The following is a 20353-nucleotide window of genomic DNA, read 5'->3' on the forward strand; positions in this document are numbered from 1 at the left end:
CATTTTTTCGATGAGCGTGAATGATACTCCACACACAGACAATTTTACTTGGAATCGGCAAGTATATCACCGATTAAAACTTGCCTTGAGTTTGAATTTACGAAGACAACTATTTTTAGCAGTTTGTGATGATTTACACTTAAGAAATCAAATAGCAGCTCGTTTGCATTCTACCTTGGCTTATCCAGTTGGACAAGTGTTATATCAGCCAGAAGATATGCTGGAAAGTAGTACACCAGCTTATCCACGCTTAGCAACTTTGCGTTTAAATCTCAGCGATCCTAATCCCATAGCGCAGATAAATCAATGGCTGACTAATTATCCACCGCCAATTGTAGGAGCATCAAAAGATAGCCCAGGAAGGCCTTTACCTGTACCTGCATTTCAAATTGTCGGCGTCGAGCTACTTACCAGACAAGCAGTTGCAGTCCAGCGTTTATTTTTACACCACCTCAGCTTAAGTCAGGAATATTTATCTAGCCCACAATCCACCAGGTTTTTAGAAGCTAGCATACTGTTGTGGATACCGCGTCCTTGGTTATCTGCTATTCAGCAGTCAGCACCACAGTTTTGGGATAGCCGTACAGGTGTATTTTTCTTTGCAGGAGATCCGACACCTACGATACAAAATGCAGATTTTCCGGAAAGGTTTGCAGGTTCTAGAAGTTTAGATTTTGAGAATCTTCAACCTTCAATTTTAGAAGAAGCAGTTGCGCAGGCAGAACTAGAAGCCGCAACTTCAAGCGAACTAAACTTTGAAGATGATTTTGATTTTCAGAAAGATACAGCCGAAAATAACGGACAGCAACCAAAGGAAATCTCTGTGCCAACGGAACTTTTGAAAGTCGATGTACAGCAGGAACAAGCTCCGGACAGATCCACTGAAGATAATCTCCCATCACTGCCATCTTTGGCTCATATTAGCAAAGAGTTAACCGATCTAGTATTAGCAACAATTAATACAAAAATAATTCAAGATGACGAGGAGATTTCGCAACCGCAGCAAATTCTGTTTGAGATTGAACGATTACACTCACAGAACGGTTCACCCGAAGCATTAGCAGCCGCTTATCATCGTTTAGGAAACTTATACCGCCTTCGCATTGAACAAGGACAAGTAACGGTAGAAAACCTAATGTTAGCAATTATTTCCTACCAAGAAGCGATATCCTTTGATGACACCTCGCCAAACATGCCAGATATCTTAAATGATTTGGGCACACTCTACTGGATGTTATATCGCACCCCACATAATTCTGAAGACGGACAAACTTATATAGAACAAGGAATTGAATTTTACAAGTTAGCTTTAAAGCAGATATCACCACAGACGCACCCAGAAACTTATGCTCGTGTGCAAAATAATTTAGGCACAGCTTACGGAGATTTAGCCCGGTTTGCTAACCCGCCAGATTGCTGGCAACAAGCAGTTATAGCTTATAACGAAGCCTTGCGCTACCGTACAGTGGCAATGGAGCCATTAAAGTATGCAGCGTGTCAGAATAATTTGGGTACTGCTTACTGGCATCTGGGACAATACAATCAACCTACGGTGAATTTAAAGAAAGCGATCGCATCTTATAACTTAGCACTTGCTCACTACAGCCCTAAAGATGAACCGCTCAAGTATGGCATGATTCAAAATAACATCGGCACTGCCTACTGGAATCTTGCACAATACGAGCAACCCGCTCACAATCTGCGAATGGCGATTGATGTTTATTGTGATGCGCTCAAATACCGCACACCCGCAACTGTTCCTAGCGGCTGTGCTGCGACACAAAATAATCTTGGCACTGCTTATTGGCATTTAGCAAATCTATCACAGACAACTAAAGAAGACCGATATAATTATCTGCGATTGTGCATTGCCGCTTATGATGAAGCCTTGGCTCTGGCGCACTCACTTCATGCTTCGGCTCTAAGTTTTGATTTGCTAGCTACTCACAATAACTTAGGTCTAGCCCATTATCAAATGGCTACAGATCAATATTTCAATGGCGATCAAACAGAACGTTCTCAACATTTAGAAGCAGCATTAAATAACCATTTGCAAGCCTTAAATGGATTGAGCAAACAACCAGAAGCTTATAAAACAACCTTTTCTTATGTGGTGAAAACAATTCGCGCTTTCCATAATGAATTAGGAATCCAAGGGCAAAATTTTGCTTTATCCAAAATTCCCGCTCAGATGTTACCGGAAATTTTACCTAAGTTATAGATACTGGGGATTGGGCATTGGGCAAGTGGGGATTGGGCATTGGAAATTGCTATTTCTCCCTTGTCCCCTCTGCCTATTGTTCTAGGGCTGTTAAAATGCGATCGCTCAGTGCCCAACGATTAGAATTAGGTCTAATCCAGCATTTTTCTGCTTCATTGAAATTCCGTTGATGTAGCAGTACTGAATGCAAATCTTGTTTCTGCTGAGTGTTTAGTTTACTGACCATCTTCTCAGCAGCTCGCAATGCACAAGTCTGCTCAAAAGCAGTTTCCGAATTATTAATCATATTTAGCACTGCATAAAAATAAGTCGGATCTCCAGACCACTCTACTACAGACAGCCCGAGTAATCGCTTACCTTGGTCGTTGGATTTGAGCAGGTTGTTTACCTCTGGTTCAGAAAAATTCACTTCGGGAGCTAGCGCACGCATCCTACCAGTAATAGATTCCATCTCAAATGTGCGTTTTGCTCCTGATGGTAGAGAACTTCTAATTTCTTTATAACGTTGACTCAAGCTCTCAATTTGTTTTTGTATTTCCGACGCAGGAACCCTTGATGCATAAACTTTCTGCCATTCATGACGCATTTGCCGCATTTCTAGCTGCTGTTGTGGTGGTGCAACATCTTCTGCTAGCTTAGTATGCTCAATCAAAAATCCTAGAGTATCCCCAGTCAATGACTGTAGCATCGGCATCATACTAGAACCAGTAATTTCACCCGCTGGTGTTTTGATTGCTCCTCCAGTTAAAGCCACAATTTTCAGCACAGATGGTAGCCAGATTAGGACTAAGAAAATTGCTGTTGTATTTGTTACCTGAAATTTAAAAGTTAATTTTTCACCACCAGTAATTTGAAAGGTGCTGAGTAAGATAAAAAGACTACTAATAATTAACCAGTTTTTGGGGATATGAAGAATCCGTCTTAGTAGCCAATCCACCGCTTCCCGAGAAATCTGGTTGTTACCTGGTTCTTTATCGGTTTTGCTAATCATAATTTGTTTACAAATTTAATTAATAATAGCGATATATAAATTGTCGTCAAGAAAAGGGCGGGGAGACCCCAGCCCTACGAGGATTTGCGCTAACCGGAATTAAGTTAGTTGGCGATTGTCCAAAGCTATGTTGCGAACCGTAAATATATCTGAAGCCTTTACTAATGACCAATGACAAATGACAAATGACAAATGACAAATGACAAAATTACCAATAAGGAATAACTTCTAAATTATTGTCATCTGCTGCTTTTAAGATTACGCCCCGTAACAATTCGTGTTTCAGCGGTAATATATTTTCTGGTTTACAGCTGAAGAAATGTTCACCACGTTCATAAATAGCGATCGCTTCTTCATTATTATGGGCATTGCCATAAATTAACCCGTGGATTTGGGAGTAAATTGCTGGCTGCTCATAAAAATAGCGTGACCAAGCTTGGCTAAGACCACGTTTTTCTGTCTTGGCGAGAGTGGCTTCATTCGCACCAGCCCGCATTGCACCATCACCACGTAGATCCAGTAATTTTAAATCCCTTGTGGCAGTTACAATCGCAATTTGCTGGTCGGTAATTTCTATACAACCAGTATCACCAAAAATTTCTACTAGACAACTGGAGATTTTTGGTGCAAGGTAGTAAATACCCCGTTCGTGGTCATTGTCTGGTTGGTGATCTAGTGGTTCGTAGGAAATTTTAGGCAATTTACCACGATGATGATCAAAGCGATAAAGTGGACCCCAAAATCGAAAACTTAGGGCACTAGTACCAAAATCTGTCCGGAAAATTCTGAAAAGTTCCGTACCCTTCTTTAAACTATAAAATTTTGGTCTTGGCCTGCCAAAGCGAGGTGGCGGGACAATTAGTTTGACCACCTTGATCACTCCTCATCTGATTGACGGAGAAAATGGGAATACTTGACTGAATAAGGATGAACGATACAAGATGAAAGATGAAAGTTCCTCTAGGCGATAAAACAACACAAAACCAGGGTTTATTTGGTCAGGTGTTTTACCCCTGATGAATTGACCAACAATGTTATTGATTTATAGAGTGTACTTCATCCTTTATCCTTGATACTGAGCGCCTTCATTTGAAATTGCAGACTTTGACTGCATCTGTCAACTACAGCCGTCGCCAGGAATTCAAAATTCAAAAAGCTGATTACGTAGCTTTTTTATCTATTTTGAATATTAGCTGCATTTCTGCGATCGCTGCACTAGTACATTACAACTATATCTACTGCAAAATTCAGGTGTTAGCTACGTGTTTCCGGACATTTTTAGCAATTTAATTGTAGTTTCTGTAACTTTTAGCCGCCACTTATTTAATTTTTGGGCAGGATTTATACTTAGAGGACTTACGCAAAGGGCACACACATTCAAGGTTAGGGTTGTCAATAGTCAAGAGTCCATTGTTTAGGTTTCCGATGAGGGGGACAAAGGAAACAAGGGGGACAAAGGAGACAGGGGGGACAAGGAGGACAAGGGAGACAAGGAGGACAAAGGAAAACAAATGACAATTGACCAATGACCAATGACCAATGACCAAAAACAAAGACGCGAAGATGCGGAGAATGAAAATTTCCCCGCGTCTGCGCGTCGAATATGATTGATCATTTGTTTGTGGAGAGACTGCTAAAAGACACCCACAGTCCTGGCTTCAGCAATTACGTCATCTATCTGACCAAATTTCAAGGCTTCTATGGGGGTTAAGTCATTTAAAGCTTTGTTGGGTCGAGTTAGCCAACTAATTTTTGATAAAGCAGGAACTTTTAAAGCTTTTAAAACATCTGGAAGTCCAGCGATCGTGCCATCTGGCCCCTCAGGATCGAATTGCCAGGTGGGAAATTTCCAGACTCCGTTATCTTGAACAGCAATTAAGCTATTCTTTTTTAAGCGATCGTGTGGTGTCTGACGAGTTGTATTTAATAAATCGGCCACTTGTGGTGCCGTTAATGAAGATTTAAGTAATTCTTGTCTCCACTTAAAATTTCTTGTGAGGGTAGCCAGTTCTAACCTACTACGCTCTTCATCACTAATTTGATCAGCACCAAGCTTGGCAGCAAAGTCAATTTCAGCTTGGGAATACTTTGGCTTAATATTAGTTGGTGTTAATCGCTCAGCTAAACATTTAATTTCCTCCGGTTGTAGGGAATTAAGATAATCCTGAAATTCTATAGCGATTCGCTCTAGTGCTTGTTGCATAACATATTTCCCGGAAGGAGCATCAATCGAGACGTTAATTCCGCTCATAATCCCTCCTAAACCGACCACATAACATAATATTCACTTCTTCATGTAAGAGATGTCAAATATCTAGATCTCTAGATTCGCATTCTTATGCATGTTTTACAATCATTCTTGGGCATGACTTATGTATGACTTTTGAATGAGATGGGTATGATTTTTTGCTAAATTAGTGATATAATTAACAAAATGGTTTGATATAGACGTAATGACTAGGCGATCGCTTCAAGCATCGGCTAAGGGAATTAGTAAGGCCGAAGCGGCGCTGATCCGTAATTCCTTGACACAGCAGGGGTTAGCTGGAGAACTAGGAATTAGTCGTCAGCCAGTGACTAAGTTTTTTCAAGGTAAAGCAGTCGATCGCTATATTTTCGTCACTATTTGCGAAAAGCTTAACTTGAATTGGGAAGAGATTGTCAAGCCTTCATCCTTCCCTGAGGAAGAACAATCAGCCAGCATTAGCCAAATTCAGAGTTTGGTGCATAATGTCCGCGAAAAAGTCCACGACAGCATTCAAAGACGTTGTGGTGTCATGCGGGTGCTAGATATGGAACAGCCAATCAGGCTAGATACTATCTACACTCATGTCAATATTTGGGAACGCATCACTGGACGCAGACGGCTGGATATTGCGGAGATAGTACGGGATTTTGACCCGACGAAGTTTAACTGTTTTAACTTAGGAAGCCTAGAACAACCGCGCCTACCAGCCTTAGAAGCCGTGGAACGCTACGACAAATTGATGATTTTCGGGAAACCAGGAACGGGTAAGACGATATTTTTAAAATGGCTGGCGTTTCTGTGTAACCTAGGTGAGTATAGAGGCGATCGCGTCCCTATATTCATTGCTCTCAAAGACTTTGCCCAGGCAAAAGAGCAACCCACCTTACTAGAGTACATTACAGAACAGTTTGAAGATTGTGGAGTAGCTGTACCCAATGCAGGGCTAACCCTTCTCACGCAAGGGAAAACAATAGTTTTATTAGATGGTTTAGATCAAGTCAGGGATGCGGATTATAACCGAGTTTTGCAGGATATTTGCAGCTTTACAACCCGATTTTACGCCAATTCCTTTGTGATTACCTGCCGAGTTGCGGCACAGAATTATATTTTTGAGCAGTTCACTGAAGTAGAAATTGCTGATTTTGATGAGCAACAGATAACTGAATTTGTGATTAAATGGTTTCAGGATAAAGAAGCGATAAAAGCAGAATATTTTTTACACAAGCTACGAGAGAATCAATCACTAAAAGCACTAGCAACTAATCCTTTATTGCTGACATTTTTATGTTTAATTTTTGCAGCGAGAGCAGATTTCATATTTAATACATCGGCAATTTATCAAGAAGCATTGGATATCTTGCTTAAACAATGGGATAATCAGCGTCATATTCAACGAGATGGAATTTATCAGCACATTTCTGTAAAACAAACAGGAGAATTATTGAGCCAAATTGCTCGTAATTCTTGGTCTAAAGGCGAGTATTTCTTTAAAAAAGAAGCTGTTGAGCAGCAGATACAAGAATACATTTATAGCTTATATGATGACAATAAAAATTTAGATGTATTGGAAATTGATAGCGAAGCGATTATTAAATTTATTCAAGCTCAAAATGGTTTATTGGTTGAGAGAACCAGGGGTATTTACTCTTTCTCTCATATTAGTTTTCAGAAATACTTGGCTACTAATACAAATTCTCTATAAACCCTTTCTTCCTTGGCGTACTTGGCGTACTTGGCGGTTATTTATTTAATCTAGGACTGATTCACTAACATAAAATCCGAAATATATATAGGATTCCTATTTTATTTTTGAATATACGCTTAGGGTGGGTAATGCCCACCCTACATATACGGAGAGTTTTTCAGAAATCACATCGGATTGCTATATATAGTTAAAAATGATTAGATATCTGTTGATTATTCATTAGCAGGATAGTATCTGTAATCAGATGGTTTGTCACTTTTACAAATAAAGTTTATACCTAATTGATTCATTTTATTAATCATTTCATAATTGATACAATTATAAGAAATATCAAGAGTATCGAGTTGACAAATTACTGGAGAATTAAATAAAGCTTCTACACCTATATCATTTATGTCTCCTACTGAAAGGTCGAGTTCAACTAAATTCTCTATCATTGGAGAATTCGCGATCGCGAAAGCCAAATTATTATACCCATTATCGTCGAATTCTCTAGGTTGGTTTTGATTATTGGTCATAATTTATTTTTCGTAAAATTGATGAATCCAGGTGCGATCGCGAAATTTTTGATTATTCATAAATAGAACAATCAGTACTGTTTACGGTTAATAAAGCAGAAAGTAGTTAATTTTTTAGCAGCAAGGTACAATAAACGAAAAACTATGATTAGCAAGCTGATACACATTGAACTGGTATATTTTTAGTCGAATGCTAGCAATTCAATGTTTAAAAGCTTACTATGTCACCCTATTCCCAACGCCCCTCTTCCCAAGCTTTAATGGCATAAAACACGGATGAATAATCATCATTCGCAAATGACATTTTCATCGCTGAGTGCAAAATTTGCCGGACACCTTTAATACTACTAACATCTAAATCCACTGCTTTGGCTTCATTGATAAATAAGTCTGTATCTTTCAACAAATGTTTGGTGGGAAAATTCGGATTAGCAAAATTGCCATCTAACATTCGTGATAGCTTTTTGTCAAAGGTAGGGGCGTAAAGGGCACTTTCCCGCAGAATTTCCATAAACTTTTCTACGTCAATATTTTGACGTTGGACAAAAGCTAGACTCAGCGCAAAACTAGTTGTTAGGGAAGAAATTAGTTGATTTAATGCTAGTTTAACTGATGCTCCAGCACCGACAGGCCCGACTAATCGAGGTTCAGGACCAAAATTTTGGAGTAAATTTAAGTAGCGTTGAAATTGATCTTCGCGAGCGCCTACCATGAGAATGAGGTTACCAGCTTGTGCTTCGGGAATACTCCCCAAAACTGGTGCTTCGAGATACTCACCACCGGCAGACACAACTGAGTCTCTAATTTCTAGGCTTTCTGTGGGAGTAATCGTCCCCATTTGAATGACAGTGCGTCCTGAGAGAGTGCGCCAAGAAGTATCTGAAAGCAGCACACTATAAATAGCCGCTGCATTTGTCAGCATGAGGATGATGCAATCAGCAGCGCGAATTGCATAGCGGGGATGTGTTGCGATTTCGGCACCAGCTGCTTGTAGTGGTGCTAATTTTTCTGGGGTGCGGTTATAGGCAATTAACTCTATATTTGCTGCCAATAGCCTTTGCGCCATCGGTAGTCCCATCAGTCCAGTTCCCAGAAATGCCACCTTCATTGTTTACGTTCCTTTCGTACAGCTTAGGCGAAGCCTGTCTTAGACATCGCGTTTCTATTATCAATTAACAGTGAACAGTGAACAGTTACCAGTTAACAGTGATGGCTGATAACTGGTAACTGTTTGCTGAATTTTGAATCTGGTAATTAACCCCCGGCGGCAAAAGTCGCCAGAATTACAACTGACAGTAAAATACCGGGAGTAAGTAGGGTAACTAGCATTAACAAGTCATGGGTACTCATAATTTTTCATTGCCTGATGTTGTAGTTGTCACTGTTACAGTGTTACCTTAGTCAAGTGAGAGTACAGCAGCATTAATAGAGTTTTAACTTTTCGCCTACTTTTACTCTGGCACAGTTAAGCCTTTTAGCGGTTGGGAAAGTTCTTTTTCCTTTAAGCCTTTGCTTTGAACTAAAACGCCAAAGCCACCTAGTCCTAAAGGGTTCAGCAGTTCATGTAGTGACTCTCGCCGCCTTAATAGTTGCGAAATGGACTGTTCTTGATGGGAAAGCGCCGCAATGCGACTTCCCAAGCCTAACACCATTAAAAATAAACCCTGTTGGGTAAAACCCACTTTATCTAAACCGCAGCGATCGCCCCATCGTTCCAAAGCAGTAAAATCAACATGGGCTGTAATATCTTGCTGGCCGATGTTGACATAAGGGTTGTCATGGTGGCGATGGTGATAATAGCACTTTAACGTTCCTTGCGATCGCCTGGGGTTATAGTAACGATTGGCGGGGTAGCCGTAATCAATAGTTAACACATACCCCCGCTGCAAGCGGTCTGCCACTATACTCAACCAGTCTAGAGCTGCTAAATTAATTTCACTACGGTAGCCATCTGCATAACCATTTTGGGCAAAATCAATCCCCACTAAATCGAAATATTCTGCCAACCGTGAGGTAGACAGTTCCCCTGTAACTTCCACAAATGATGGCGCTGGTGTGCGGGGAGATGAGGGAGTAAAGAAAGCAACATCCTCCTTGTCCCCCTTGTCCCCCTTGTCCCCTTCTCCCCAAGTTGTCACATAAACTTCCCGCAACTCCCCCGCCTCGAGGATAAACTGATGCACTGGCAAAGCATCCACCAATTCATTAGAAAAAAAGCAACCTGTAATGGAATTGGCTGGTATGTCTTCTAAATTGCACCATTGCACCGGGAAATCTTGTAAGCGTTGCTGTTGTTCTTGCTTGAGAGAGGGGGATTTTTCCACAATTAAATATTTCAGCACAGCCAAAAAATCTGGGTACTGCTGCTGATAGTAGTGAAGGATATGGGATGCTAGCAGTCCTTGACCTGCTCCCATTTCTACCAGATAAAAGCTCTCAGGTTGCCCTAAAATCTCCCACATCTGGAGAAATTGTTCCGCTAGCAATTCGCCAAAGTCATTACCCAGGTGAACAGAAGTAAAAAAATCACCACCCTCAAACCCAAGTTTGACTGCATTGCTGGAATAGTAACCATGTTCAGGGTGATATAACACCATGTCCATATATTCAGCAAAACTAATTCGCCCTTGGGGACTGGTGCTAATGCGATCGGCTATAGCTGCACACAACGCTGGATTATAATCCATGTATTAATCACTCACCAACGACACTAACACGCCATTGAGATCGCGGACACGAGCAATTGTCTGTCCCCAAGGCTGACGTTTTGGCGCATCTAGTGCTTTTGCTCCCGCCCCTAATGCTCTCATATAAGCAGTAGCAACATCAGGTGTAATCAAGGATATTTGAATTAGCGTTGGTGGTTGGGTGGGTTCGTTAGCATGGAAGCCAGCAGGAAATAATGCTTGCGCTTCATTAATAGAAGAAAAAGCTAGGGTAGTGTTTCCCGTTTCCATTTCTGCCCAGGTAACTTGGTTTTGCTCCCGGATAGTACGACGAACCAGGCCAAACGCTTTTTCGTAAAACTCAACGGTCTTAACTACATCATCCACCCAAACGATCGTGTAACCGAACTTCATATAATTAACTCTCTAGGATACAAGGGGCTGTTGCCATACTTTTCGCCGCTGTTTGCATCTGTTCAATATCTGATGGCGACCAAAAGCGAGGTGCTTGACAGTGATGCGCTACTAACAATCCCCATAATCCTCTAGGTATCAAAACAGGTACTACTAAGTTGGCGCGAACCTGCAAACTGCGGAGAAATTCTCGATGACAATCATGTATTGATTCTAATTCGATATCGGGGATTGCCCGGACTCTTCCTGCTAAATATAAAGTCGCATATTCTTCATTAAAACAATTATCTGGCCCTTTAGAACCCAGGATTGAGTATTCACTCTTAACTATAGATTCAAAGGTTACTTGTCCTTGCCAACAGCCATAAAAGTAATATAGAGCTACGCGATCAACTTGAAGTGACTCTCTAAGTTGATTGATCGTTTGTCGAATTAATGCATCCCGCTGCATGGTGATTACCAGACGGTCAAGCACTCTTCGTAACCCCTGCTCATAATTCCTTTGGCGACTGGGGTCAAATTCTGAATATGAATGAATTTGCACAGATCTAAAATAACGGCTGGGTAAGTACTTTGAGGTTTCTATAGTAACTTATCAGACTTTTACTAAAAAAATGTACTGCATATAACATTGACATTCTTATTGAGAAGAATAGCATTTAAGATATTGAGTAAATCCGAAAATAAAGATTAAAATTCTCGTTTTTTGTCAATAGTCAATAGTCATTGGGCATTGGGCGGGAAGCTTTTTCATATTCTCCCCACACTCCCAATATCTCTCTTGTCTCCCTTGTCCCCCTCATCCTCCTTCTCCTCTCTGCCTTCTTTCTCAAGAGTTCGCCCTTTTGTCACCCCACCAGTTAAAATACATAAGCCTGGTATATTTCCTCAACATCATGGGCAACACTTTTGGTCATCTATTTCGCATTACTACTTTTGGTGAGTCCCACGGCGGTGGTGTGGGAGTTGTGATTGATGGTTGTCCGCCGCGACTAGAAATTTCTGCGGAGGAAATTCAAGTAGAACTAGATAGAAGGCGTCCGGGACAAAGTAAGATTACAACGCCTCGCAAAGAAGCTGATATCTGCGAGATATTATCTGGGGTGTTTGAAGGCAAAACATTAGGAACACCGATCGCAATTTTAGTCCGCAACAAAGATACTCGTCCCCAAGATTACGATGAGATGGCACAAAAGTATCGCCCTTCTCACGCTGATGCCACTTATGATGCTAAATATGGAATTCGCAATTGGCAAGGCGGGGGTAGGTCGTCAGCGCGTGAGACAATTGGCAGAGTAGCCGCAGGTGCGATCGCTAAAAAAATTCTCCGTCAAGTCGCCAATGTGGAAATTATTGGTTACGTCAAGCGCATCAAAGACTTAGAAGGCGTTATCGATCCCAACACCGTCACCTTAGAAGAAGTGGAAAGCAACATCGTTCGCTGTCCCGATGGGGAATCGGCAGAACGGATGATTGAATTAATTGAGCAAATTGGTAGACAAGGTGATTCTATTGGTGGCGTAGTCGAATGCGTAGCGCGAAACGTCCCCAAAGGCTTAGGCGAACCAGTCTTCGATAAATTAGAAGCAGATATTGCCAAAGCTGTGATGTCTCTTCCGGCTAGCAAAGGTTTTGAAATTGGTTCCGGTTTTGCAGGAACCCTGTTAACCGGAATTGAACATAACGACGAATTTTATATTGATGAACAAGGTGAAATTCGCACCGTCACCAACCGTTCTGGTGGGATTCAAGGGGGAATTTCCAACGGCGAAAATATTATTTTGCGAGTTGCTTTTAAGCCCACAGCCACAATTAGAAAAGAACAGAAAACAGTCACTCGTGAAGGTGAAGAAACCCTATTAGCAGCCAAAGGTAGACACGATCCTTGCGTATTACCCCGGGCCGTGCCAATGGTAGAAACAATGGTAGCCTTAGTATTGTGCGATCATTTATTAAGAAATCACGGACAATGTAAAGTGCTGAACTTTGATTCTTGAGTGAGAAATTAATTAAACAACACCTTCGTAGGGGCGGGGTCTCCCCCATACGTGTCAACTTAACGTGAAACCCTTGCCCAGATGGGATCGCTCATTTATCCTCACGAGGAGCGTTACCCCACCCCGGCTTTGCTGACGCAAAACCGCCCCTCCCCTTGGCAAGGGGAGGGGTTGGGGGTGGGGTAAAACGTATATCGGGTAAGCGTTTGAGCTTAAGTTGACACCAATGGGTCTCCCCGCCCTGATTCCCTGATTCCCCGCCCTCACCATCTTAATTTTTTTGAATCGCAAAACAAAAACGCCCTACCACAACTTTATTATTGCTCATCAAGTTGTCTGTACTATTTTTTAATCCTTCCATGAATGGTTGCAAATTATAAGTTTTCCAGTCCTGACTAGTATTGCTAGTTGCATTCCAATCAGACCACCAGGATTCCTTTTGTACCTTTTTAGCCACTGCATCAACAGTGAATAAGTAAATTTCTGGTTGGGGAAAAATGCTGGGTTTAATTGTAGTTGTAAAATTTAAACTCTGATTATCTATTTTCCATTGATTTAGTTCTAGTGCCTTTTGCACCGGCGAATCTGGAGGTAGTTCTTGCAGAGGTGTTGAGGAAGACGAAGTTTTGATATTAACTTCTGTTTGGATAAAATCTGGGTCTACTGGCAATGTATTACTCAAAGGCAGAAAAGGAACATTATAATTAACTGATAAGTCCTTAGTGTAATTTTTATCTATTTCTAATAGCTCAGTTTTATCCTTTCTGTCTAATGAGACATGATCGTTAGTGAGATTTGGCAATCTTTGTAAGCCTTCTTCAGTTTTGGGTAAATCTGGCAAATAAGATACTCCACCTATTAAATTACTGGGTGAAAAAATCGTTAAGTGGTTATCTCCAGGTATTTTATTGCTCTCAGTTAGTTTCTTGAAGTAATCGGAAATATCACTATACCGCCCTAAAAAAATTACATAAAATGGTCTATATTCTTGACCTTTAATGGTATTACCTTGATTATCATTAGTTTTATATGCAAATTTTCTCTTACTGCCATCTTCTAGATAAACGTCACCATTAAATTCACTTTTAACGGCTAAAATACCTACTGCATAACCTGGTTGATTGGGATTAAAGTAATTCTGAGCCAGAATTGTTTTATTAAGTTGAATGACATCCTCGCCATCTTGGTACAAATCTGTGACAATAACTGTTAGTTTTTCATCATTTGCAGGCTTAATCGCCGTTTCAATTCTGCTAACTCCTAGTAGAGGAAACTTTGTGGTGTCTGTGCCATTGTAAAATTTCGACTGTTTTGCTAGTAGATAGTCTTTACGATCAATATTTTTAATTGTTTCCCCTAAACGGTAATATTGCACTTGTGGCTGAGTTCTCGGTATCGGTGTCCAGCCAGTTTGTAATATTTGGTCAAGTAAATCTATTGTGTCAATGTAGCGAGTTTTAGCATTTGTCGGATGTGTTACATAGCCTGCCATAGATGGTGTCCCATCTACATACATCTCAATAGTCAACTTCTGGGATTGGGTTGGCTGACTACTAGCTGCGGGAATCTCACAGTTAAAATCCACCTGTTTTGGTGAAGTACAAGCAACTACCAGTAGATTTGTAGCGATCGCCAATATTAGCCATTTTGCTCGGATCATGCTTTCCTTAAGCATAAAAGCGGGTATTTTATAGATTATCGCAATAAACTACACCATTTACGTACTTTAACATCTATTGACCGCAGTTAATTTTTCCTTGCTTTAGTCGGCTTAGACGCATCAGGCTTGGGTGTTGGGCTGGTACCATATTTTACTTTTATTGCCAAAATTTAAATTCTCTAAATAAAGCGTAATTATTATTACTTTACAAATAAAGCTCACTGTGTCAAATGTTTATAATAGTCCATAATAAGAATACTGAAATAAAACTGCGCTCGGAATTATTCGGGAGGACCCATGAGAGCGAGTGAGGTAATTCGCATCATTATTTTTAGCCTCATAGGTTGGGTTGTAATGTTTTTGGTTCAACCGTGGATTTACAGGAGTAAATTTCCTTTTGTCCGTATGCAACGGCCTATTGAGGAGTGGCTCAGTCAATCTTACATGGTAGGGGCAAGTATTGTATTTATTGTTGCTGTTCTTTCGACAATTACATGGTATTGGATGGCTGCTAAAGCACCATCTAAAGGCGGACATGATGTGCAACAATGGTCTTTGGTTTGGTGGCTAATTTTACTATTACCGGTGATCGGTGTTTGTATTGCGATCGGCTTTTTTAAGGGAGACAATCAAGCACTTTTATCATTAACCACCTTTTTTGTCATCGATATTTTGTTTCTTTATTGGTTTACCACCGCAACTAGTTCTCCAGGAAGTTTACAGTTTGTTCCTCCTGGTGCATTTTTAATCCGGCGTCTATTTAGGAAATAGATCATGTCACTTTATATTATTGGCATTGGCGGTACAGGTGCTAAATGCATGGAATCTGTAATACATCTGGCTGCTGTAGGTTTATTTACAGACGAACCGATTAAACTTTTGTTTATCGATGCAGATGAAAGTAATGGTAATTTAGAACGTGCTAACTCTAGTCTCAATATTTATCAAAGATGCTGCAAATTACTAGCAGGAGATAAACAGCAGTCTCCTTGGATGAAAACACCAATTGAAGCCTTTGAAGTCTGGTCGCCGTTTAGCGAAAAAGCTATTAATAAAAATCTTGGCTCATTTTTTGGTTACAACAACCTCAAGCAAAATTATCAGACATTGGGTAATCTTTTTGATGTTTTATACACACAAGAAGAACGAGAAGTTGAATTAGATGTAGGTTTTCGCGGTAGACCGGCTATTGGTTCGGCGATTATGAGTCAAGTAGATTTAGATACTCTAGATCAAGAACCTTGGCGGAGCATAATTAATCAAATTCAAAGTGATGTTGGTGCTGGTAAGCCAGTAAAGATTTTTCTGTGCGGTTCAATTTTTGGCGGTACAGGCGCTTCCGGCTTACCAACTATTGGCAGGTTAATTGCTAATAAATTGAGAAAAATTAGTGTCCGCGATCGCGTCAAAATTGCATGTTTATTTGTTCTGCCTTATTTTAACTTCTCAGCGCCTACCGGAGAAGATCCAAATGCTGTTTATGCCCAATCTGATTTATTCTTGCTCAACACAGAAGCTGCACTCCGATACTACGAAAGTCAAGCCCAAGAAATTTTCGACACAGTGTATCTGTTGGGTAATTCCAACTCCACACCAGTTAAATTCAGTATTGGCAAAAAAACTCAACGCAATCACTCACACTTTCTCGAATTATATGCAGCCACCGCCGCCAGACAATTTTTATTCAATTCTCCGCCAACTGGAACAGTAGTGTTAATTGGAAGAGAAGGAGAAAAACAACTAAATTGGAGCGATATTCCCGAAGAAAATGTAATTAAATCAGCCTTGGTGAATGCTACACGCTTCGCCTATGCTTGGCTATCCAACACTGCTGTGGAGTTAACTAGTGCTAAAGATAAAGGAGTTGATTGGGCGCAAAGATACATTAATTGGTTTAGTCGATTTTACCGTCCTAACCCAGGAATGCTAGGCAAGATTTTTGACAAAAAAGGCGAAGAATTACCCGACTTTGCCGATCCTAAAGAACAGGAAGCTGTGAGAATTGTCAATTCTTGGTGTCAGGATTATCTCCGCTGGTTGCATGAATTGCATCAATGTCAAGGTGATGCAGTGAATCTGTTTACAGCTAATTCTTTTAGCAATCCCGAAGGACAACTCAAGCAAGAAGAATTTTCTCAGCTGATCAAAAGTGATAGTCGAGATGAAGGTAAAAAAAACCAAGACACAGTGCAGAGATTACACGTATCCCTAATATCTGAACCCAGAGTTCTTAATCCACCCAATCAAGGTACAGCAGGACTAGCTAAGGCTTTATACATGCTTTGTCGGCTTTAACTGAAGGATGAAGGATGAAATTGTTCTATTTATAAAGCGAAAAGTTAGATAGCCAAAAGTCGGCGCTGCAAACTTTTCAGTTTAGTTAAGGCTAAAACTTTGCGAACAAAGTCAATTTTTTAACGAACCGCCTTCTCTACGAGACACTACGTGAACGCGTAGCGTCTCGCAGAGAAGACGCAGAGGACGCACAGAGAAGAAAGAAAGGTTTTCAGTAACTCCGCGATGTCTACGACAAGTCGCTTTGCGTTTTGGCACAAACCTATTTTACAAAACTTCAACACCCCTAGCCCCTCTAGCCCCTAGCCCCTATGACGAACGCACAACCAAGTAAAAAGCAGTTGCATTTTTTTCTCCCCACATTAAAGCCAGATTCTGATGTCAAACCAATTGATGAATCAGGAAAATGGCAAGCGCAAAAAAACAAAGTCTTTCAAGATGTAGCCTCTAGTTTAGAGTATAAAGCCCCTAGAGCAGTTAAAAGCGTTAGTTCCGTACCGACAATGTGGGCGCGTCCTCTGTCTATGGAAATGGCGCTACATAATGGTAAATACCCCATCCGCGATCAAATGATCGAGCAATGGCGGGGGATGTTAACCGCGATCGCTCTGGCGGAAGTCCGGGGTTTTCCCATCACAGCACAGTTACTGCAACTGCGAGATTTCCGACACGAAGAATTTGCCCGTTCTTTATCCGAACTTTTACCGAGTGATAGTAATAGTCTTTATACATTAGAAAATAAACATCCTTGGGAAGATATTTATATATTTTTATGGGATGGCAAACCAGTAGGTATCACCACACCTAGTACCTTAGTTTGTCCCTCAGAGGAAGGCAAATGGATAGGATTACCTTGGTGGGAAGATGGCAGATTACAATCCCCAATTCGCCATATCAATAGTACAGAAAAATCACTTTTGTGGCGCTGGTTAGAAAATCTCCGCAAAGAGTTAGGTAACTATCAAGGTAAGAAACAAGCTATTAACATGATTGGGGGATTGATCGATCAATTCCGCAGCGAATTAAATGCAGATACTCAACCAGCCTTAAGTTTAACAGCAGATCCCCAATTTTTTGGCGTACCCCTCAATCGCGGTGTACTCAACGCATTAAATAAACCTGTCAAAGCACAGGAAAAATCTTCTAATGTCCGTTTAATTCCCAGTCCCGAAAAAGGTCTATTACCTGACTTACTAATTATCGATCCAGAAATTGCCAAAGCCTGGAATGAATCACCACAACATATATGGGTACATGGAGGTAAAACCCTAGCATCTTTAAACATAGAAGATTTGCGGACTAAAAAACTTGTTTGGCAAACTGTGCAATGGATTGAATCTAAAGATTTATTCTTACCAGAATTCACTTTTATTAATCAAGAAGAAGCTTTACCAGGCGCTTATCTCCCCAAGGAAACTGTACCTTTAATCTTTGAGGGTGAACGAATTACACCCCTAATTCCCCTCAATCCCAAACTGCTAGAGTATTTAACACCAGAAGATATAAATCGCCGGGTTCAATTCCAACCATTTAATGGTGATGAGGGACCTCAAGTCAGGGTAATTTTAGATTTACCTCTAGCAGGTTTAAACGATGGCAATCCACCTGCTAATTATCGCATATCTAAAGATTATCCCCTTAAAGAAGAGAACGCTTTAGCAGAAGTGCCTGTTTTAGAAGTTTGGCCTAATTTTCGTGCCAAAGGCTGGAAAACATATTATGCCTTCTATTACGATGGTGAACACGAAAATGATACTTTTCAAGTCTTTCTACCAGAAGCCAAACAACCACATATTTTCAAAGATGGTAGGGGTTCCTACCAAATGGCTTATTTAGAACAATTCCCATCCGTTATTATTTGTCAAGGGAAAGACAGAAAACTCCTTGGTTTAATGTTACTCAAAGCTCCAGATGAAATTGATCTGAGGAGTTCCTGGACAGTTGGTGTAGATTTCGGCACTTCTTTTACCAATGTTTATGTGAATAGAACTGATGTAGCCGAACCATTAAAACTAGAGAATTTACATCTCAAAATTACAGAATTTAACCCAGAGACTCGGTTACCTCTGTTGTATGAATACTTCATCCCTGAGAATTTTATTCCCGTAGAAAAGCCATTACCTCTATCTAGTGTACTCACCATTAGAGGTAACTCTGGAGCCAGTCAAGAAAAATGGCAACCGATTTTTGATGGTCGAATCTATGTACCAGATCGCAACCGATTTAAGCCCCAAGAAGACTGGATTAAAACCAATCTCAAATGGGAAGAATCACAAAACTTGAGTTACAATCAACTGTTTCTCAAGCACCTAGCTTTACACATTTCCGCCTTAGCAGCTAAGAACCGTGTTAAAGAAATTCAGTGGTCATTATCTTTCCCTTCAGCATTTTCTCGTGGTGACAGAAATAGATATGCTAAAACATGGCAAGATTTAACCAAAGAATTACAAGCAAAAACAGGAATTATCCATAAATCACCACAAATAGATAATGCCGATTATTTCCGTTCGGAAAGTTTAGCAGTAGCACAATATTTTGCAGATCAAGAAGGACACGACCTAGTTAATACTACCTGTATTGATGTCGGCGGCGGAACTTCTGACATCTCAATTTGGGAAGAAGAAAATCTCGTTCATCAATGTTCGGTGCTGTTCGCCGGACGAGATTTATTTTCGCAATTTTTAGAACTCAATCCTAAGTTTATGGAAACCAGATTTGGGATTGCTGCTGCTGAAGTCAAAGGACTAAAAGGTACTGCATTTAATCCCAAGCTAGATGTGTGGTTGCGATTGGAAGGCGATAATTGGCTAAATAATAAACGCGAATATATCGCCGATCAACCAGATTTTCAAGGATTGATCCAACTGACAGCAATTGGCACAGCGGGATTGTACTATTATGTAGGTATTTTATTAAAAATTCTGCACGCAGAAGGCAAATATAGCCGGGATGAAATTACCCCTGTTTATATAGGCGGTAATGGCGGGAGATTTTTACACTGGCTAGCTGAAGGTGGAAGATTTGATCGCTACTCGGAAATCAATGAATTACTCAGCCGAATTTTAAGTAAAGCTTCGGGCTTTGAAGATACGGAAGTACCTACACAATTAAGTCAAAATCTCAAAGATGAAGTTGCTTGCGGTTTAGTGCTGAATCAAACTAAGCTGCAAGGATTGAAGAAAAAAGCCAAAGATCCATTAATTGCTGGAGAATATTCGGAAATTAATGGTAGAGAAATGAACTGGAATCAGCGCTTGGAACTGTTAGACGAAGAAGATGGAATTGAGCAATTTAAAATTCCCAAATTGGAAATATTACCACAGTTTCTTTATGACTTCCATATGACTTTAAGGGAACTTGAGATTGAAGGAATCAAACCGTTAGAAGGATATAAAAGAAGTCCAGATCCGCAAAGCAATGACAAATTATGGCGTGAAACCAACCGCGAATTGACAAATGTGTTACTCAAAATCAGGGGTAAATCAGATGAAATTCGTCTAGAACCGCCCTATATACTAGGTTTGAAAGCGCTTTTGAAGGTTTTAGGTAAGCAGTGGGCCGATAAATGGTCTAAGTAAAAAAATCCTCAAATCCATAGCGCGTTTGGATTTGAGGTTGAATTATGTTATGTGCTGACA

At 40.5% G+C, this 20353-nt stretch carries 16 protein-coding genes; 7 read left to right on the forward strand and 9 right to left on the reverse strand.

All coding sequences use genetic code 11. The features are described from left to right. Positions 1–10: 10 nt before the first annotated feature. Positions 11–2221, forward strand: a complete 2211-nt coding sequence (locus AACU32_RS31255) for a tetratricopeptide repeat protein (RefSeq protein WP_096605567.1) — start codon at positions 11–13, stop codon at positions 2219–2221. Positions 2222–2294: 73 nt separating this feature from the next. Here AACU32_RS31255 and AACU32_RS31260 read toward each other — a convergent pair whose 3' ends face one another. Next, complete coding sequence (locus tag AACU32_RS31260) at positions 2295–3212, reverse strand: hypothetical protein (RefSeq protein WP_096605569.1); 918 nt, start codon at positions 3210–3212, stop codon at positions 2295–2297. Positions 3213–3420: 208 nt separating this feature from the next. Then, positions 3421–4083, reverse strand: coding sequence for an RES family NAD+ phosphorylase (locus AACU32_RS31265; RefSeq protein ID WP_096605571.1), 663 nt, complete (start codon positions 4081–4083; stop codon positions 3421–3423). A gap of 233 nt (positions 4084–4316) precedes the next feature. Between AACU32_RS31265 and AACU32_RS31270 the strand changes: the two genes are divergently transcribed. Further along, positions 4317–4502: a hypothetical protein gene (locus AACU32_RS31270; RefSeq protein ID WP_339378411.1), complete on the forward strand. Its 186-nt coding sequence runs from the start codon at positions 4317–4319 to the stop codon at positions 4500–4502. Positions 4503–4845: 343 nt separating this feature from the next. On the opposite strand, the gene AACU32_RS31275 is transcribed toward AACU32_RS31270, so the two are convergent. Continuing rightward, positions 4846–5463: a hypothetical protein gene (locus tag AACU32_RS31275; RefSeq protein WP_096605573.1), complete on the reverse strand. Its 618-nt coding sequence runs from the start codon at positions 5461–5463 to the stop codon at positions 4846–4848. 202 nt (positions 5464–5665) lie between these two features. Between AACU32_RS31275 and AACU32_RS31280 the strand changes: the two genes are divergently transcribed. Continuing rightward, positions 5666–7162, forward strand: a complete 1497-nt coding sequence (locus AACU32_RS31280) for an NACHT domain-containing protein (protein WP_096605575.1) — start codon at positions 5666–5668, stop codon at positions 7160–7162. A 215-nt stretch (positions 7163–7377) separates the two neighbouring features. Here AACU32_RS31280 and AACU32_RS31285 read toward each other — a convergent pair whose 3' ends face one another. From AACU32_RS31285 to AACU32_RS31305, 5 genes are all read right to left on the reverse strand, one after another. Then, complete coding sequence (locus AACU32_RS31285; protein ID WP_096605577.1) at positions 7378–7683, reverse strand: hypothetical protein; 306 nt, start codon at positions 7681–7683, stop codon at positions 7378–7380. 229 nt (positions 7684–7912) lie between these two features. Beyond that, a complete protein-coding gene (locus AACU32_RS31290) occupies positions 7913–8791 on the reverse strand; it encodes an NAD(P)-dependent oxidoreductase (protein WP_096605579.1) in 879 nt (292 codons plus the stop codon). A gap of 343 nt (positions 8792–9134) precedes the next feature. Continuing rightward, positions 9135–10370: a class I SAM-dependent methyltransferase gene (locus AACU32_RS31295; RefSeq protein ID WP_096605581.1), complete on the reverse strand. Its 1236-nt coding sequence runs from the start codon at positions 10368–10370 to the stop codon at positions 9135–9137. Between the two features lie 3 nt (positions 10371–10373). After that, positions 10374–10763 carry a VOC family protein gene (locus AACU32_RS31300; RefSeq protein WP_096605583.1) on the reverse strand — a complete coding sequence of 130 codons (390 nt, stop codon included), beginning with the start codon at positions 10761–10763 and terminating at the stop codon, positions 10374–10376. 4 nt (positions 10764–10767) lie between these two features. Then, positions 10768–11307 carry a GAF domain-containing protein gene (locus AACU32_RS31305; protein ID WP_096605585.1) on the reverse strand — a complete coding sequence of 180 codons (540 nt, stop codon included), beginning with the start codon at positions 11305–11307 and terminating at the stop codon, positions 10768–10770. 352 nt (positions 11308–11659) lie between these two features. Between AACU32_RS31305 and aroC the strand changes: the two genes are divergently transcribed. Continuing rightward, entirely contained in the window at positions 11660–12760 is a 1101-nt protein-coding gene (gene aroC, locus AACU32_RS31310) for a chorismate synthase (protein WP_096605587.1), read from the forward strand. 271 nt (positions 12761–13031) lie between these two features. Here aroC and AACU32_RS31315 read toward each other — a convergent pair whose 3' ends face one another. Continuing rightward, the gene (locus tag AACU32_RS31315; RefSeq protein ID WP_339378412.1) at positions 13032–14435 is read right to left on the reverse strand and encodes a hypothetical protein; all 1404 of its coding nucleotides are present in this window, start codon (positions 14433–14435) and stop codon (positions 13032–13034) included. A 282-nt stretch (positions 14436–14717) separates the two neighbouring features. On the opposite strand from AACU32_RS31315, the gene AACU32_RS31320 reads away from it, so the two are divergent. The 3 genes from AACU32_RS31320 to AACU32_RS31330 all read left to right on the forward strand — a co-directional run bounded on the left by AACU32_RS31320 (position 14718) and on the right by AACU32_RS31330 (position 20293). Further along, a complete protein-coding gene (locus AACU32_RS31320; protein WP_096605591.1) occupies positions 14718–15191 on the forward strand; it encodes a hypothetical protein in 474 nt (157 codons plus the stop codon). Between the two features lie 3 nt (positions 15192–15194). Beyond that, on the forward strand, positions 15195–16715 hold the full coding sequence (locus AACU32_RS31325; protein ID WP_096605593.1) for a tubulin-like doman-containing protein: 1521 nt from the start codon (positions 15195–15197) through the stop codon (positions 16713–16715). A gap of 311 nt (positions 16716–17026) precedes the next feature. Continuing rightward, positions 17027–20293, forward strand: a complete 3267-nt coding sequence (locus tag AACU32_RS31330) for a hypothetical protein (protein WP_096605595.1) — start codon at positions 17027–17029, stop codon at positions 20291–20293. Positions 20294–20353 lie beyond the last annotated feature (60 nt).

It is taken from the genome of Calothrix sp. NIES-2100 (assembly GCF_963875285.1).
Classification (GTDB): domain Bacteria; phylum Cyanobacteriota; class Cyanobacteriia; order Cyanobacteriales; family Nostocaceae; genus Aulosira.

Bases quoted from the DNA above. Each gene is read 5' to 3' on its own strand.
- AACU32_RS31255 (WP_096605567.1), top strand. From the start codon at position 11: ATGAGCGTGAATGATACTCCACACACAGACAATTTTACTTGGAATCGG.
- AACU32_RS31260 (WP_096605569.1), bottom strand. From the start codon at position 3,212: ATGATTAGCAAAACCGATAAAGAACCAGGTAACAACCAGATTTCTCGG.
- AACU32_RS31275 (WP_096605573.1), bottom strand. From the start codon at position 5,463: ATGAGCGGAATTAACGTCTCGATTGATGCTCCTTCCGGGAAATATGTT.
- AACU32_RS31280 (WP_096605575.1), top strand. From the start codon at position 5,666: ATGACTAGGCGATCGCTTCAAGCATCGGCTAAGGGAATTAGTAAGGCC.
- AACU32_RS31285 (WP_096605577.1), bottom strand. From the start codon at position 7,683: ATGACCAATAATCAAAACCAACCTAGAGAATTCGACGATAATGGGTAT.
- AACU32_RS31290 (WP_096605579.1), bottom strand. From the start codon at position 8,791: ATGAAGGTGGCATTTCTGGGAACTGGACTGATGGGACTACCGATGGCG.
- AACU32_RS31295 (WP_096605581.1), bottom strand. From the start codon at position 10,370: ATGGATTATAATCCAGCGTTGTGTGCAGCTATAGCCGATCGCATTAGC.
- AACU32_RS31300 (WP_096605583.1), bottom strand. From the start codon at position 10,763: ATGAAGTTCGGTTACACGATCGTTTGGGTGGATGATGTAGTTAAGACC.
- aroC (WP_096605587.1), top strand. From the start codon at position 11,660: ATGGGCAACACTTTTGGTCATCTATTTCGCATTACTACTTTTGGTGAG.
- AACU32_RS31315 (WP_339378412.1), bottom strand. From the start codon at position 14,435: ATGCTTAAGGAAAGCATGATCCGAGCAAAATGGCTAATATTGGCGATC.
- AACU32_RS31320 (WP_096605591.1), top strand. From the start codon at position 14,718: ATGAGAGCGAGTGAGGTAATTCGCATCATTATTTTTAGCCTCATAGGT.
- AACU32_RS31325 (WP_096605593.1), top strand. From the start codon at position 15,195: ATGTCACTTTATATTATTGGCATTGGCGGTACAGGTGCTAAATGCATG.
- AACU32_RS31330 (WP_096605595.1), top strand. From the start codon at position 17,027: ATGACGAACGCACAACCAAGTAAAAAGCAGTTGCATTTTTTTCTCCCC.